The 16,091-nt window shown below is 32.0% G+C and carries 13 protein-coding genes; 5 read left to right on the top strand and 8 right to left on the bottom strand.

All coding sequences use genetic code 11. The annotated features are described in order from the left end of the window. Nucleotides 1–259: 259 nt before the first annotated feature. From DYH56_RS10450 to DYH56_RS10465, 3 genes are all read right to left on the bottom strand, one after another. Nucleotides 260–1,450, bottom strand: coding sequence for an NAD(P)-dependent malic enzyme (locus tag DYH56_RS10450; RefSeq protein ID WP_199533017.1), 1,191 nt, complete (start codon nt 1,448–1,450; stop codon nt 260–262). A gap of 55 nt (nt 1,451–1,505) precedes the next feature. Further along, complete coding sequence (locus DYH56_RS10455) at nt 1,506–2,057, bottom strand: Fe-S-containing hydro-lyase (protein ID WP_114642816.1); 552 nt, start codon at nt 2,055–2,057, stop codon at nt 1,506–1,508. Between the two features lie 814 nt (nt 2,058–2,871). Next, a complete protein-coding gene (locus DYH56_RS10465) occupies nt 2,872–3,714 on the bottom strand; it encodes a fumarate hydratase (protein WP_114642818.1) in 843 nt (280 codons plus the stop codon). Nucleotides 3,715–4,069: 355 nt separating this feature from the next. On the opposite strand from DYH56_RS10465, the gene DYH56_RS10470 reads away from it, so the two are divergent. Beyond that, nucleotides 4,070–4,867 (top strand): hypothetical protein, encoded by a 798-nt coding sequence (locus DYH56_RS10470; RefSeq protein WP_114642819.1) that lies wholly within the window; start codon nt 4,070–4,072, stop codon nt 4,865–4,867. A 224-nt stretch (nt 4,868–5,091) separates the two neighbouring features. Here DYH56_RS10470 and DYH56_RS10475 read toward each other — a convergent pair whose 3' ends face one another. Continuing rightward, nucleotides 5,092–5,358 (bottom strand): metal-sensing transcriptional repressor, encoded by a 267-nt coding sequence (locus DYH56_RS10475; protein WP_114642820.1) that lies wholly within the window; start codon nt 5,356–5,358, stop codon nt 5,092–5,094. Nucleotides 5,359–5,460: 102 nt separating this feature from the next. Further along, the gene (locus DYH56_RS10480; protein ID WP_114642821.1) at nt 5,461–6,837 is read right to left on the bottom strand and encodes an MATE family efflux transporter; all 1,377 of its coding nucleotides are present in this window, start codon (nt 6,835–6,837) and stop codon (nt 5,461–5,463) included. 328 nt (nt 6,838–7,165) lie between these two features. Between DYH56_RS10480 and DYH56_RS10485 the strand changes: the two genes are divergently transcribed. The 3 genes from DYH56_RS10485 (at nt 7,166) to DYH56_RS10495 (ending at nt 10,678) form a co-directional block, all read left to right on the top strand. After that, nucleotides 7,166–7,837: a response regulator transcription factor gene (locus tag DYH56_RS10485; RefSeq protein ID WP_114642822.1), complete on the top strand. Its 672-nt coding sequence runs from the start codon at nt 7,166–7,168 to the stop codon at nt 7,835–7,837. Further along, nucleotides 7,815–9,158, top strand: a complete 1,344-nt coding sequence (locus tag DYH56_RS10490; RefSeq protein WP_114642823.1) for a sensor histidine kinase — start codon at nt 7,815–7,817, stop codon at nt 9,156–9,158. Before DYH56_RS10485 ends, DYH56_RS10490 begins: the two co-directional genes overlap by 23 nt. An 83-nt stretch (nt 9,159–9,241) precedes the next feature. Next, a complete protein-coding gene (locus DYH56_RS10495; RefSeq protein WP_158539121.1) occupies nt 9,242–10,678 on the top strand; it encodes a UDP-N-acetylmuramoyl-L-alanyl-D-glutamate--2,6-diaminopimelate ligase in 1,437 nt (478 codons plus the stop codon). Nucleotides 10,679–10,858: 180 nt separating this feature from the next. On the opposite strand, the gene ptsP is transcribed toward DYH56_RS10495, so the two are convergent. The 3 genes from ptsP to fabV form a co-directional block, all read right to left on the bottom strand. Then, nucleotides 10,859–12,580: a phosphoenolpyruvate--protein phosphotransferase gene (gene ptsP / locus DYH56_RS10500; protein WP_114642825.1), complete on the bottom strand. Its 1,722-nt coding sequence runs from the start codon at nt 12,578–12,580 to the stop codon at nt 10,859–10,861. Nucleotides 12,581–12,645: 65 nt separating this feature from the next. Continuing rightward, on the bottom strand, nt 12,646–12,909 hold the full coding sequence (locus tag DYH56_RS10505) for an HPr family phosphocarrier protein (RefSeq protein WP_114642826.1): 264 nt from the start codon (nt 12,907–12,909) through the stop codon (nt 12,646–12,648). Nucleotides 12,910–13,035: 126 nt separating this feature from the next. Beyond that, nucleotides 13,036–14,232: an enoyl-ACP reductase FabV gene (gene fabV, locus DYH56_RS10510; protein WP_114642827.1), complete on the bottom strand. Its 1,197-nt coding sequence runs from the start codon at nt 14,230–14,232 to the stop codon at nt 13,036–13,038. Between the two features lie 575 nt (nt 14,233–14,807). On the opposite strand from fabV, the gene DYH56_RS10515 reads away from it, so the two are divergent. Then, entirely contained in the window at nt 14,808–16,067 is a 1,260-nt protein-coding gene (locus tag DYH56_RS10515) for a YihY/virulence factor BrkB family protein (protein WP_158539122.1), read from the top strand. Nucleotides 16,068–16,091 lie beyond the last annotated feature (24 nt).

Consider the following 16,091-nt stretch of genomic DNA (forward strand, 5'->3'; position numbering starts at 1 on the left):
AAACACATCTGATAATATATATAGCTCAAAATTAACTAAAAATCAACTAAAAAAATAAAAAAAATAAAAAAATTATAGCAGCTAAAGTTTGGTATTTTGATAGATACATTCTGATTTTTTAGAATTGATAAAGAAATAAATCACACCCCATAAAATATTCTGGGGCGTGATTTAGATATTTCCTTAATTTTTATTAATAGACCGTTAGATTTAATTTTTATAATTTCCTAGATAATAAAAAAACTATGAGTTATAATTCTTATTTTCTGATTAAGTTATTTTCTATAGCGATCTTCTTAACAGTTTCAGCTACAACTGATGCTACTCTGTCGTCAAATGGACTAGGGATGATATAGTCTGCTCTTAATTCCTCTTCCTTCAATACATTGGCAATACCATATGCTGCTGCTATCTTCATCTCATCGTTGATTACTGTAGCTCCAGCTTCCAGTGCACCTTTGAACAATCCCGGGAACGCCAGTACATTGTTTACCTGGTTAGGATAATCCGATCTACCTGTACCTACCACTGCTGCTCCAGCTTCCAATGCATCTTCAGGCATGATCTCAGGTGTTGGATTTGCCATAGCTAAGATAATAGGATCTGCGTTCATAGATCTGACCATATCTTTAGTAACCATACTAGGTCCTGATACTCCTATAAATACATCTGTTCCCTTTACTAATCCGGCAACTGAATCTTCCTCTAAGTTTTCTGGAGTATCTATGATATTTTGATCCAATAATTCCTTTACCAAGAATCTGTATTTGTCATATTTATCCTGCATTATAACTCCCTTTGAGTTATAAGCATATAATGATTTAACTCCTAATCCCTTAAGCATTCTTGCGATAGATGATCCGGCCGAACCGGTACCGATCATAGATACTCTTAAGTCAGATATATTTTTTCCCAATAACTTGCATGAATTTATTACTGCAGCTGTAGTAACTATCGCTGTACCATGCTGGTCATCATGGAATACAGGAATGTCTAACTCTTCAATTAATCTTCTTTCTATTTCAACACATTTAGGAGCTGCTATATCCTCTAAGTTTATTCCGCCAAAACTAGGTGCTAATAATTTGCAGGTTCTGATGATTTCTTCAGTATCTGTAGTATCTAAACAGATAGGGAATGCATCTACTCCTCCGAATTCTTTGAATAAAATTGCTTTTCCTTCCATTACAGGGAGAGCTGCTTCAGGACCGATATCTCCTAATCCTAATACTGCTGTACCGTCTGTGATTACAGCAACCATATTTCCCTTAGCTGTATATTTGTAAACATCACTTTTATTAGCAGCAATCTTCTTACAAGGTTCTGCCACGCCTGGTGAATAAGCTAAACTTAGGTCTTCCTTAGTCTTTACGCTTACCTTTGAAATAACCTCAATCTTACCTTTGTGTTGATCGTGTAATTTTAATGATTCTTCGTATACTCTCATAATGATACTCCTCCTGTTTATTTTATTTGATCCTCATATTGAGGTTTTTGCTGATTTTTTATTGATTTTCACAATTATATTCTTTTTGACCCATTTCATAGAGGTCATTTCCATATATATCATTTATAACGATGGCAGGAAAATCATCTACTTCCATCTTTCTGATAGCCTCGGATCCCAGATCATCATACGCAATGACTTCAGATTTTTTTATAGATTTTGCTATAAGAGCTGCTGCTCCGCCTACTGCTGCAAAATATACAGCTTTATTTTTATTTATACATTCCTTTACTTCGTCACTTCTGGCACCCTTTCCAATCATTCCCTTTAATCCAACTTCGATTAATTGTGGTGCATAGGGATCCATTCTATAAGAAGTTGTAGGTCCTGCACTTCCGATTGCATTTCCCGGCTTAGCAGGACTTGGTCCTACATAATAAATTATTTGTCTGTCTGGGTCAAAGGGAAGGTCCTTACCCTCTTCCAATAATTTAATTAATCTGGCATGGGCTGCATCTCTTGCTGTGTATATAGTCCCGGATATCTTTACAGTATCTCCTGCTTTTAATTTTTCTATATCACTGTCTTTCAATGGTGTTGTTAAGTTCATTTTATAACCTCCATAATATTAAATTTTAATTTTTTATTGGATATAATGTCATATTATTTTTTATACGTTATCTGTGACTAAAATTTTTATAGCTAAAACACAGAAGTTTTTAAAATATTTAACCGCTAATGCCGCTAATTAACGCTGAATTAACCTGTAAAAAAGACCTAAGGATTCCATCCTTAACAGGCTCTGTTTCTTTTTATCTGAAAAAGAAACAGAGAAAAGAAAAGCAGACTTTTTCTAAATGATGTCATAGGGGTAAGTCCATGGATCCCCGTTTCTTATTGGGGTGCCTGACGGGCATGGTAGGCACGACGAAACTAGCAATATATTTACTGAGAAGTAGAGTAACATCTAGAAAAAGGAATTTCAAAGAAAAGCTAGACGACTATAAACTTCGCTTTAAACCCCCAAAAATATCACTGAGAATCTCTGTGTTGATAGATTTTTTTAACTTTGAAAGTGATATTACTTTGTACTTTCATAGATACTAGAGCGTTCAACAAATTAAGTTCCGCAGTTAAGCGAGGACTGTAGCTTTCAAAGCTCGTATATTAATATTTTACTTAGAAACAATTTTCAAAGTTTGAGCTTTTCTTTGGTTCGTTTCTTTTGCTCACCAAAAGTAAATGAACCCAGTTAAGGGTGGAACCCTTAGAATTTATTAGTGTAGTTCTTTATCTAATTTTCTCAAAGTCCTATGTTTATAAAATAAACTAATATCGCAAAATTCTTAACTTACTTGATAAGTTCTAGTTATTTTGGTGATGCCCTTTACGGGTAGTTCTTTGGTTATGAAGAATTAAATATCTTATAGTATTACTTCCTTATGTCTGGCAGCATGACAATTTATGTTGATGGCAACCGGTAACGATGCAATATGACAAGGGTAAGCTTCTACCTTTACCGAGAGTGCAGTGTTTCTTCCACCTAATCCCATAGGGCCTACTCCGGTTTTATTTACTAACTCCAATAATTCATCTTCTAATTTAGCATTTATAGGATTTGAACTGCTGTCATTTATATCTCTCATAAGAGATTCTTTAGCTAAGAGTGCAGCTTTTTCAAAAGACCCGCCTATTCCTACTCCTACAATAATTGGAGGACATGGATTTCCACCGGCATTTTTAATTGTTTCCACAACAAAGTCCTTAATCCCTTCTATACCATCAGCTGGTTTTAACATCCTGATAGCACTCATATTTTCACTTCCACCACCCTTAGGAGCCACTATAATTTTCACCTTATCGCTGCCAGGTATTAATTTAGTGTGGATAATTCCAGGAGTGTTATCCTTTGTATTTACCCTGTCCAATGGATTTTTTACAACGGATTTTCTCAAGAATCCTTTTTCATAACCCCTTCTGATTCCTTCATTTACAGCTTCATATATGTCTCCGTCTATATAAACCTCGGTCCCGATTTCTAAAAATACCACTACTATACCGGTATCCTGGCACATAGGTACCTGGTTCTCCTGGGCAATTTCATGATTTTCAACTATTTGATCTAATATATTTTTCCCTACAGGTGAAACCTCTGTTTTGGCCATTTTTTTTAAATTATCCAAAACATCGGAACCTAAATAGAAATTGGCGTCTATACACATTTTTTCTACAGCATTTGTTACCTTAATTAAATCCAAGTTTTTCATCTGATCACTCCTTTAGTTATTGCATGTTATTTTTTTAACAAACAAGTTTTAAAAAAAATATTGATATTCATTATCAATATTTTATTTTTTTATTCTAAACAAATAAAATGTATTTTTTAGAGTTCTGCATGCTGAAATATACTCATTCTAAAATGTTAATAGTATATATAACTCAAGTTTAATTAAAAAGCAACTAAAATTTTATAAAATTTTATAAATGCTGAAAAAATAAGACAGAGATAGTTCTGTGATGTTATTATTTATTTTATGATTATGTAGAGGATGCTGTTGATCCGGTTAAAAAATAACACTAGTTATAGAGGGAAAATAGTATATAATACTATGGAGGTGGGAAATGTATTCAGATGAAAAGAAAATATTAACACAAATCTATAGATGGTTTTCATTTTATGAAAAAAATTCAACTTTGGAATCTCAATTGAAGATACTCAGTAAGAATATATCTATTGATTCAGGGTTAGAAAAAGTTTTTGGTATAGATGATTATCTAAAAAAGATAGATTTAATTCCTAAAAATTGGAAGAGTATCTACAATATTTTAGATTACCAGATTGAAAGCAGAAAAAACGGGAGTTATATAGTAGACACTTTAGTAGAATATGATAACTTAGGAGTAAAGGATGATTTAAAAACAACTTTTAAATACATTTTTAGTTTAAATTATGAAAAGAATGGAAAGGATAAAATGTTCATGCCTTTAATTCAAAGTGTAAGGGTGTCTGCATTGGGAATTCATGATCATATTTTAGAAAAAAATAAAAATAAGATCCTGGCATCACTGAATTATTTTTATCTTTTAATTGATAAAAATGATAAGGAAGTAGAATGTTTTAAAGAAATATTAAGTAGAAATTTTAATCTGGATTTTCAAGGAAAAAATATTGATTCGTTTAAAAATCTAAAAAAATACTATATATCCAATAATAAGGAATATAAAAACTTGGACCATAGGGTAGAAGATATTGAGATTTTAGAAATAAAAAAATCTGAGTATAAAGTCCAATTAATAATAAGTTTGGAAAAAATAGACAGAAGAGATCATCTCTCGGAAAAAGAATTTTATGTAGACATAGAATTAGAAGATTGTGGTTCAGATTTATTGAAGATTAAATCACTTAAAAATAAAGATTAAGAAAAAATTTCCTAGACGATAAAAACCAATAAAACAAGAGCTTTAAAGCTCTTGTTTTATTGGTTTTTATAAATGAAAGTTATAAAATAGATGAAACGCAATATTCATTCAAGAGGTTAGTAAAATATCGTATTCAAATAAATCACTGCAGTAGTTCAACTTTATAATTTTCTTTTAATTTATTCATTTTCGTAACAATAACTTTTTCTGTGTATGAAGTTTATTTACTTCATAAATTTATCAATTGCTTTATTTAATTTATCCAATGCTTCAGAATCATTGTTTCTTACAGCATCTGTTGTACAATGACTGATATGTTCCTTTAATATAATTTTTCCTGCATTGTTAAGTGCAGAACGTACAGCTGCAATTTGTATCAGTATATCTTCACATTCTTTTTCTTCGATAATCATTCTTTTAATAGCTTCAGTATGGCCAATGATTCTAGAAAACCTATTAATCATTTGTTTTTGGTTAGGGTGATTTCCCATCTTAATCTCTCCTTTTTTCAGTGAATAAATTAATAGTATATTTAACTAAATAATCTATAGAACTTTTGTTTTTAATATACAATAATTATTATATATTTACAATTATTTAATGTAATTAATATTAGTTTCAGTTAAAGACTTACCCGTTATAAATCTAAGGATGAGAAGGGTCCCGCGGATGACTATATCAGCAGCAATAGCCAGCCATACTCCTGTGATACCCATATTTAATTTTATACCTAGAATATATATTCCGGTTACTCTTATAAACCATATACCAATAAATGTTATATACATTGGATATTTAGTATCTCCGGCTCCTTGAAGTGCTGAAGTGATAACAAAGGTTGCCGCTAAAGTAGGCTGAACAAATGCGATTATTCTCAGAGCTTTTGAACCATCTCTAATAATAGCGGGGTCTTCGGAGAATATACTGGTTAAATAGGGTGCAAAAATAAAGATAACAGCACCTACAATACTCATAAAAACTACAGCCATTATATAACATAAGATTCCTGATTCTTTAGCGGATTTTACATCTCCTTCTCCAAGCTGCTGCCCGACTAAAGTAGCAGCCACAACTCCAAACCCCATAGCAGGTAGGTAAGTGAAGGACTCGATAACTCCGGCAATATTATGGGCGGCATAGGTGGCTTCACTTATGGAGATAATCATGGATATATAGATTAGCTGTCCGGTACGCATAATTAATTTTTCCATTGCAGCAGGAACACTTATAATACTGATATTTTTTATAATATCCCAATTTAACTTAAAGAGTTTATTTTTTGTAATGATGATATCTGACGATGATTTATCGGTATTGCTGTTTTTAGAAACAGTTAAGGATTTCCATAGCAGTATAACCCCCAGTGTTCTAGCGATACTTGTAGCTATTCCAGCTCCTAACAGGCCTAATCCGTTCCAGTTCCCTAAACCAAAAATTAAAAAATAGTTGAGAATAGTATTTATAATATTTACAATAAATCCAACCTTCATAGGAGTTTTAGTGTCTTTATTACTCCTCAGGGCACTGGACAAAATCATAGAAATGGAAATTAAAACACTGGGAGTTCCCACAGCCCAAAAATAAGGCAGGGTAATTTTAATGACATTAGAGCTTAATCCTAGTAAGGATAAGAGAGGCTTTGCAAAAATCACATTAATTAATCCGCTTAAAAATCCTATTCCTATAGCTAAATTTATAGACTGGTGAAGGATATTGTTAGTATTTTTATAATCCTTCATCCCTATATTTCTAGTCATTAGAGCACTGCACCCCACACTGACGGCTAAGAAAAAAGCTATATATATATTCATAATACTGTTGGAAGCACTAACCCCTGCCAGTGCTTCTGTACCGAGTTTACCAATAAAAAATGTATCTATAAATCCTACAGATATCTGCATGGTATTTTCAAGAATAGCTGGAATAGCTAAAGCGGTGATTATTTTAACAGACTGTAATTTTTCTTTCATAAAACCCTCCATTACTCTTTTATATCCCCTATGGGGGGATATAAAAGATATTACAACTAAAAAAAATAAAAATCAAATTAATATTTTTGATGTTAAACTAAGATCTATAGTTTAAGAGTAAAATTTACCGTGTATAGTAACATGATGTTACAATTAGCCATAATGTATTAACAAATTAGGTTTAAATAAAATTTTTCTATAAAAGTCCTATAATTAAATTATATAAAATTTAAATAAAAAATAATAAAACCGTCACATTTTTGTGACATTAATATGATAAACTTAATTATAGAAATTTAAAGTCACAGATTTATTACAAGGAGATTAAATGAAGCTATTAATTGTTGAAGATAACATAGATTTAAATGATATGTTAAAACTATTTTTTTCTGAGAAGGGATTTACAGTAATTCAGGCATTCAATAAAGATCAGGGGTTAAATTTGTTTTATGACAGATCGCCAGATGTCATAATACTTGATTTAAACCTTCCTGATGGAAATGGTCTGGAAATATGTCATGAGATAAAAAAAAACAGCCAAATTCCTGTTCTTATTTTAACCGCCAACTCCTCATCTGAAGATGAAATATACGGGCTAAAAAGTGGAGCAGATGATTATGTTTCCAAGCCTTTTAATCTTGAGATACTCTATTTAAGATTAAAGACTCTTATAAGGAAACTGGATAAAAAAGAAGTGAAAATTTCAAAATCTATTAGGGTTTTAACAAAGGAATTTAAAGTTTTTATTAATGGTCAATTAATTAATTTCTCTCCAAAAGAATATGATTTACTTTTATACCTCTGGGAAAATAAAGGGGTTTTTCTATCACGGGAAAAAATTATAAACCATGTATGGGGGTTTGATTATTACGGAGATCCCAGAACGGTGGATACTCATATAAATCGTTTAAGAAATAAAATTATTAATAGTGATGTGTTAATTGAGAATAAGAGAGGGAGAGGTTATAGGTTTACAGATGAAAATAAAAATCAAATTTAAAATATATTTAATTGTTTTAGCTGGATTTTTAATGGGAATTATAGGATTTTTTTATATAACTAAATCCTTGGGGGATCATTATTATATTTATAGGAAGAAACAATTTTTAAGAAAACAAGAGCAATTTATAAAGGATGGTAGTTTTCGCCAAGTTGAAACAGTTTATTTTTATGAAATAACTTTGAAAGAAAACCTAAGTGCATTTAATACCGAGATCAGAAAAAAAACATTTAATAAGAATCCTCAGAAATACAACATATGGTTTTCATATGAAGATTTAGACCATGTAAAAAGAGGATATTCAGTCACAAGAATATTCTATCAAGAGGATCTGAATTTAGCTTTTTTAATGAGAATTTTGAAAAACAAAGAGAAGTTTTATGTTCTTAAAACTAATATCCCCTCTGTTAAGGAAAACTTTAATTTTGCCAGAGAATTAAATAACATAACCTTTATCACCATTATTATATTTTTATCGATTATATTTTTATTCTATTCCAAAATTCTTGCAAAGAGAATTAACACTATAGAATTAAACCTAAATCATATAAAGTATAAAAATTTTCATGAAATAAAAAACATTGACAGCAACGATGAAATAGGAAAAATTTCAAAGCTTATTTCCGAGGTAGCAAAGGAAACTGAAAAAAACTTGTTCTACTTTGAAAATAAAGCTGAAGAGCAAAAACAATTTTTAAGGAATTTTGGTCATGAAATAAAAACACCTTTAGCCATTGCCAATGGGTATACAGATATTTTAAAAAGCAGATATCCTGAGGATTCTCATCTTGAAATTATTTCAAAGCAATTAATAAGAATATCCAAGATCACAAGAAAATTCCAAGATTTTTCTTCGGGGAAAATAGATTTATTTTTTGAAGATATATCTGTCAAAGATCTTATAGATATTGGAGAAATATTTTCTGAAAAATACCTGAATATCAGCTACAATGAATATTTTAATAGATATGAGGAGATAATGATTAAGTGTGATATAGAACTTGCAGAGAGTTTATTTTATAATTTATATTCCAATGCTTTTAATTATTGTAATAGCAGGGTATGGACTACTTTAAGGGTAAAAGATAATTTTCTCATCGTTGAAATTGGAAATGATGGGGAACCTATACCAGCAGAAAAGCTAGATGAGTTGTGGAAGCCTTTCTTTAAATTGGATAATAATTCCAAGGGGACAGGGCTGGGGCTTAGTATTGTAAAAAATATCATCAATAAACATCTGTGGAATATCAAATTAGAGTGTGTGGATAATATTATTAAATTTATTATAGAAATACCCCTGATTGATGTAGAAGAGGAATGACAACCTTTAGTTTTCACAAAAAACATTCAATAAATAATTTTAATATCAAAATATACATAAGCACACTTTTAAAAGGGAGAATAATGAAAATAATAAACAAAATTTTTGAAGGAATAAAGATTGAAATTGATCAAAATAGCTATGGTGGAGAGTATGTCAAGATGGAATATGATTCTAGACAAATTGAAAATGGAGATATTTTTGTTGCACTGAAAGGTGAAAATGATGACGGCCATAAATATATAAATTCTGCGATCCAAAGGGGAGCTAGACTAATAGTTGTTTCCCAAAAAATAGAGGTGAAAGATTCAGGGATAAATATAGTCAGAGTTGAAAATACGAGAAAAATACTAGGAAGATTAGCCGGTAATTTCTATGGAAATCCAGAAAAAAAACTGAAGATATTAGGGGTCACCGGAACTAATGGTAAAACTACCACGGCTTACCTCCTTCATAAATTTCTTAAAAATTCGGCATTTATAGGGTCTATCGGGATAAAGATAGGAAAGAAAAATTACCCTCCAGTTAATACCACCCCTGAAAGTTTGGATATTATAAAATATGCAAAGGAAACTTTAGAAGGGGGTGGAAAGTATTTAATCTTAGAGGTTTCCTCCCAAGGGATAGACAACTTTAGAATAGAAGGTCTTAGATTCACAGGAGCTATTTTTACAAACTTATCAAAAGAGCATCTAGAGTACCATAAAAACATGGAAGAATATTACTTGGTAAAGGAGAGGCTGTTTAATCAGGTAAAAGAGGATGGAATAATAGTTACTTCCATAGAGAACAGCTATGGAAGAAGGTTGAAGGAAAGATACAAGGATGCAGTCACCTATGGATATGATAGAGGTGACTATAGGGGGGAAATAATCGATCTGAAACTTGATTGGATGAAGGCAAGAATAGAGGGTGTAAAGGGTCTTTCAACCATTGAAACATCCCTGATAGGAGACTACAACCTCTTAAATATTCTAGCTGCAACAGCCATGGTAGAAAAACTATGTGAGGATAATAAAGGATTACCTGAAAAATTAAAAAAACTCAATTTTATAGAGGGGCGTATGCAAATAATAGAAGAGAGAGGAATAAAAGCTATAGTTGATTATGCACATACTGAAGATGCATTAGAAAGCGTTCTTAAAACTTTAACAAAATGCAACTATAAAAAGTTATACACCCTTATTTCTGGAACCGGTGAAAGGTATTCAGAAAAGAGACCTAGACTGGCAGAAATTTCAGAAAAATATTCAGATTATACCATGGTAAGTTCAAATTCCCCTAGAAATGAAGACCCCATGGAGATAGCTTTAGAGGTGGCAGCTGGTTTTAAAAATGCGAGATACAGCACCTATGATATAGAAGTAGATAGAATTAAAGCCATAAGGAAGTTGGTTGCTCAAGCTCAAAGTGGTGATATAATTTTACTAACTGGAAAGGGTCACGAAAATTATCAGGAAATAAAGGGAGAAAAAAAAGAATATAGGGAGATAGAGGTAGTAAAAAAAGCCTTACAATAGTTCTCCCTAGGCATCAGGGATAGTTCTGAAAAAATTATAAACAAAATAAAAAAAAGTGTAATCATTTATAATGAATAGCATAATTTTTCGCTAAAAATAAATTTTAGTTTGAATTTTTAGTATCATAAAAAAATCAAAAGAGGGCAATAATTTTTTATTATTGCCCTCGTATATAAATTTTTATAAAGTTTCGTTAAACTTTCTTATTTCAGCCTTAATTTCTTCAGCAGTGGACATAGCCATTACCCTTTCAACTAATGCTTCACATTCTTTTTTATCTAAGTGGATAATATTTCTTTTGATACCTAATACAGAGATAGCGGACATTGAAAATGCATCCAGTCCCATACCAAATAGTATTGGAGTAGCTAATTCATCTCCTGCAAATTCCCCACACATAGAGATAGATATCCCGCCTGCATGAGCGCCTTCAATAGATAATTTGATAGCTGCTAATACACCAGGGTTGAATGAATCGTATAGGTCGGCGATCTTTTCATTTCCCCTGTCTACAGCCAGTGTATATTGAGTCAGGTCATTTGTACCAATTGAGAAGAAATCTACCTCTTCAGCAAAATATTTTGCTCTAAATGCTACAGATGGAGTCTCAACCATTATACCTAATTGAATATTTTCATCAAAATTAATACCTTCATTTTTTAATTCTGCCTTACACTCTTCTAATAGTGCTTTTGATCTTCTAACTTCATCCAATGAAATTATCATAGGAAGCATGATCTTAACATACCCAAATCCAGAGGCTCTAAGTAAGGCCCTAAATTGTGTTTTTAAGATTTCAGGTCTGTCTAAACAGACTCTAAGTGCTCTCCATCCTAAGAATGGATTCTCCTCTTCAGGCAGATCCATATAAGACAGGGCTTTATCTCCACCGATATCCATTGTTCTAATAGTTACAGGCAGTCCGTTCATTCTTTCTGCAACCTCTTTATATGCTTGGAATTGCTGATCCTCAGTAGGGAACTTGTCGGAGTTCATAAATAAGAACTCAGTTCTATAAAGACCGATTCCGTCAGCTCCATTTCTAAGAACACCTTCAACATCAGAAGGCCCGCCAATATTAGCCCAAGCTCCTACAGTGACACCGTCTTTAGACGTAGCTGTCTTATCTTTTAACTCTCTTAATTCTTCTTTTTCAACGTTGAATTTTTCCTTTGCTTTAACAGCTTCTACAATCTCATCATTGGTAGGATTGATAATAACTTTACCAGTCAGTGCATCTACAATGATTGTTTCCCCGTCTTTTGCATCGTTTAAGATAGTCTTTGTACCTACAACAGCAGGCAGCTCCAAAGATCTGGCCATGATAGATGAATGAGCTGTTTTTCCGCCTATTTGTGTAACAAATGCTACAACATTTTTAAGATCTATTTGAGCTGTATCTGATGGAGTTAAATCGTTAGCTACAATAACAGTGTCAGCAGGAAGGTGTCCTAAGTCTATAATTGGAGTTCCCGTGATGTTGTATAACCATCTTTTAGCGATATCTTTAAGATCTGCTACCCTTTCCCTCAGGTATGGATCATCTAAATTAGATAACATATCACAATATACTTCTATTCCCTGAGTCAGTGCGTATTCTGCAGAGATTTGCTCATCCTCGATTAGTTCAACTACTTCTTCAAATAAATCTTCATCCTCTAAAAGAGTGATATGACCGTCAAAAATAGTAGCTTTATCCTCTCCTAATTTTTTAGCAGTCATCTTTCTGATCTCAAACAATTGTTCTCTAGACGCATCTCTGCCATCTAATAATCTTTTTTCTTCATTATCTGTATCCGTTACCTTGTTTTTGTTGATAACCAATTCTGTTTCTTTATATAAAAATACTTTTCCAACAACAATTCCTGGAGAAGCATCTATACCTTCTATTAATTTTCTCATTTGAGAACCTCCATAATTAAAAAAATTTAAAAAAGATAGAAGGTCAAACCTTCTATCTTAAGTGATTAGTCTCTTAAGTTTGCTAAAAGATCTGTTAATTTTTCAACAGCAACGTCAGCATCTGTTCCTTCTGCATGTACAGTTACGTTAGTTCCCTTTTTTATCCCTAGAGATAATAATTTTAATAATGATGTTCCCTTAACTTTTTTACCTGCTTCATTTTCAACTTCAATTTTTGATTCGAAAGTTTTAGCTACAGTTACGAACTCGTTTCCTGGTCTTGTATGTAGTCCTGTATCATTTGTTATTTCTACTGTTTTGAATGCCATGCTTTTTAATCCTCCTAATAATTTGAATAAATGTTTCTACAAATTTAGAATATCATAATTAAAAAAAAAGTGCAAATAATTTCGTTAAAACATGTCCATAAAACCCACATTATCCGCAAATAGAACTTAAGGTCTCAAAGTTGACAACCACTCTAAATCTACATCGCTATCATAATCGACTCCATCTGCTTCAAAACCATTTAAATTCATAAAATATTTTTTATATAATTTAAAATCACATAATTCTTTAAAATTCTCCTCTGTGATATCATTATATATATTTACACTTTTTTCCTGGATCTCGTCAGTTAATTCCCAAGAATCCGGTCTCATTCTACCCTGTGCATCAAAATTAGGTGAATCCCCGTAGATCATATCAGCAAGCAGCCTATGAGTGTGCTCCATACACGGCTCTTCCTTTCCCTGTTCTGCCATAACTTTGAATAGTACAGAAGCATAGATAGAAAAACATGGGATAAATGCACTGGCCTTTGTGGTGATGGCTCTGTTGACAGAAGTATATACTTCTCCACCCAGTTTCTCACTTACCAGAGTATTTAATTCTACAGCAGTTTGTTCTAAATGTTCTTTTGCCTGACCAATAGTCCCATCTCTATATACAGCACGAGTTATATCCCCGCCAATATATGAATAAGCCACACTTTTAAACCCTTCATTACAGACATCTTCGTCTACCAATGTTTTTACCCAGTGACTCCAGTCTTCTCCACCCATAACTTTCACAGTGTTTGCAATTTCTTCCTCTGTTGCAGACTCAACGCTCATATACTCAATCTCTTCTTTTTGAATATTTAATGTATATCCGCCAAATTCCTCATTTATAGGTTTGATGCAAGATCTGTGTACAATCCCGGTATCAGGATCCTGTCTTACTCCAGAAGCAACACTGTATACTAGAAGGTCTATCTTTCCTCCAAATTCATCCTTTATATATTCAAGAACTTCTTTTCTCATCTCATGGGAAAAAGCATCTCCGATAAAGTTTTTGGCGATTAAGCCTTCTTTTTCTGCTGCTTCTTTAAACCATATGTTGTTATACCAACCAGCACTTCCAACTTTTTTTTCCGTTCCTTCTTTTTCAAATGAAACTCCAATGGTGTCGGATTTACTTCCACCAAATGCCAATGAAATTCTAGTAGCTAATCCATATCCTGAGGACGCTCCTAAAATCAGTACTTTTTTTGGACCTTTATACTGTTTACTATCTTTTGCAATCTTAATTTGATCTTCAACTATTTTTTTACATCCCATAGGATGACAGTTTAGAGCTAAACTTCCTCTTACTCTTGGTTTAATTATCATGTTTTTTCAACACCTCCGTCTGATTAGTTTATCATAATATTTACTATATTTACAAGATAATTTATAATATCGACCTCATTAAATTACTGTTGTAATTTAATAATTATTATTAATTTTGTAACTAAAGTCCTATATTATCTAAAATTGTTATTTTTTGTTGAGTTTAGAGAAGGTTAATAACTACCTCCCCGCCGCGGACAGACACATTAGCTTGAAGAACTTATCATAGTACGACATAAGTTTAAAAAGATTTATAAGATTGAAAAAATATACTTTTATAGGAACATATAGTTTTAATTAGTAAAGCATAATATAGATATACACATAGATGACTATAAATCTTACAGTACTGATTGCTGCTTCGCGCTTATAAAGCCCGAAATAATATTAAGATATAATTCTTATTTTCTTTAAAATTCTATTTAAAATAAAGTGTTTTGATGATTTTAAAGAGAATTTACGGCTGTTTGCCCGCCAGAAGCTGGCAAACTCTATGGTTTTTAATGCGTGCACCATGGCGAAAGTTCAGTAAAATAGATGAAATGAAATTTAATTGAAATTAGGAGTTGGTCAAAGTGAAGTTAACCATAAAAAAATTTATAGAGGTCACAAGAAAACAGATAAGCCAGAGTAATAAATTAATTTTTAAAATATTAAAGTTAATCTTATTTACATTTGAAAATTATAAAAAGAGCAGATCGGACCTGTGGTCATCTGCACTGACATTTTATTCTCTTCTAACCATCGTTCCTGTAATAGCCATAGCCTTTGTTATTACCAGGGGATTCGGGATAGAAAAAATGATAAAAGAGGAGCTGTATAAAACCTTTTTTATACAGGATAAAATTTTGGATCAGATCTTGGTTTTTTCCCAGAAAACTTTGGAAAATACCAAGAGCGAGTTGATAGCAGGGACGGGGATTTTATTTTTAATCTGGTCGGTAGTGAAGATATTTTCTGCAGTGGAGAGGTCATTCAATGAAATCTGGAAGGTGGAGGAGTCCCGGAGTTTTGTAAGGAAACTTACCGATTATATGTCGTTGATATTTTTATTTCCATTGATTGTAGTGCTGTCCAATGGACTTTCAGCAATCTTGAAAATTTTTATATTGAAGATATACCCGGGATTGATAGGGGTCTTAAATTTTATCCCGCAGATACTTGTCATAATATTTTTTACCCTTATATATTTAATTATTCCAAATACAAAGGTTAAATTGTCCACAGCATTTATAGCAGGATTATTTTCAGGAATTGTATTTCAGATAACACAATCTGCCTTCATCCACCTGCAGGTCAGCTTGTTAAACTATAATGCTATCTATGGAAGTTTTTCCCTTATACCTATATTTATAATGTGGCAGAAGATAGTATGGTTTATTATTTTATTGGGGGCTCATCTGTCCTTTATAATACAGAATTCCTATAAGTATTCCTACACTATAAATGAGATAAATTTAAATTTTTCATCTAAAAGAGATATTTCCATTATATGTATATATTACCTCATAAGAAACTATGAGGAAAACAGGCCCCCCATGAGTACCAATGAATTGTCCCATAAACTGGGGATAGCCATAGGGGTGACCCAGGATATCCTTAATATGCTGGCCAAATTAAAATTCATAGTGGAGATAGTAACATCCAGTGATGAAAGAAAATATAAAATCTCTAAAAATATAGATATTCTCTCCATAGGATATGTTATATCCCAGATTACCCAGGTGGGATATAGCCAGGAGGTAGGGGAGGAATCCAGGGAGATCTTAGAAAAAATAGATAAAGCCATAGAAAATTTTCAATACGACCTGTTGTTAAAAGATATAGAAATATAAGATTAAAAGATATAGTCATAAATT

It is taken from the genome of Psychrilyobacter piezotolerans (assembly GCF_003391055.1).
GTDB classification, from domain to species: domain Bacteria; phylum Fusobacteriota; class Fusobacteriia; order Fusobacteriales; family Fusobacteriaceae; genus Psychrilyobacter; species Psychrilyobacter piezotolerans.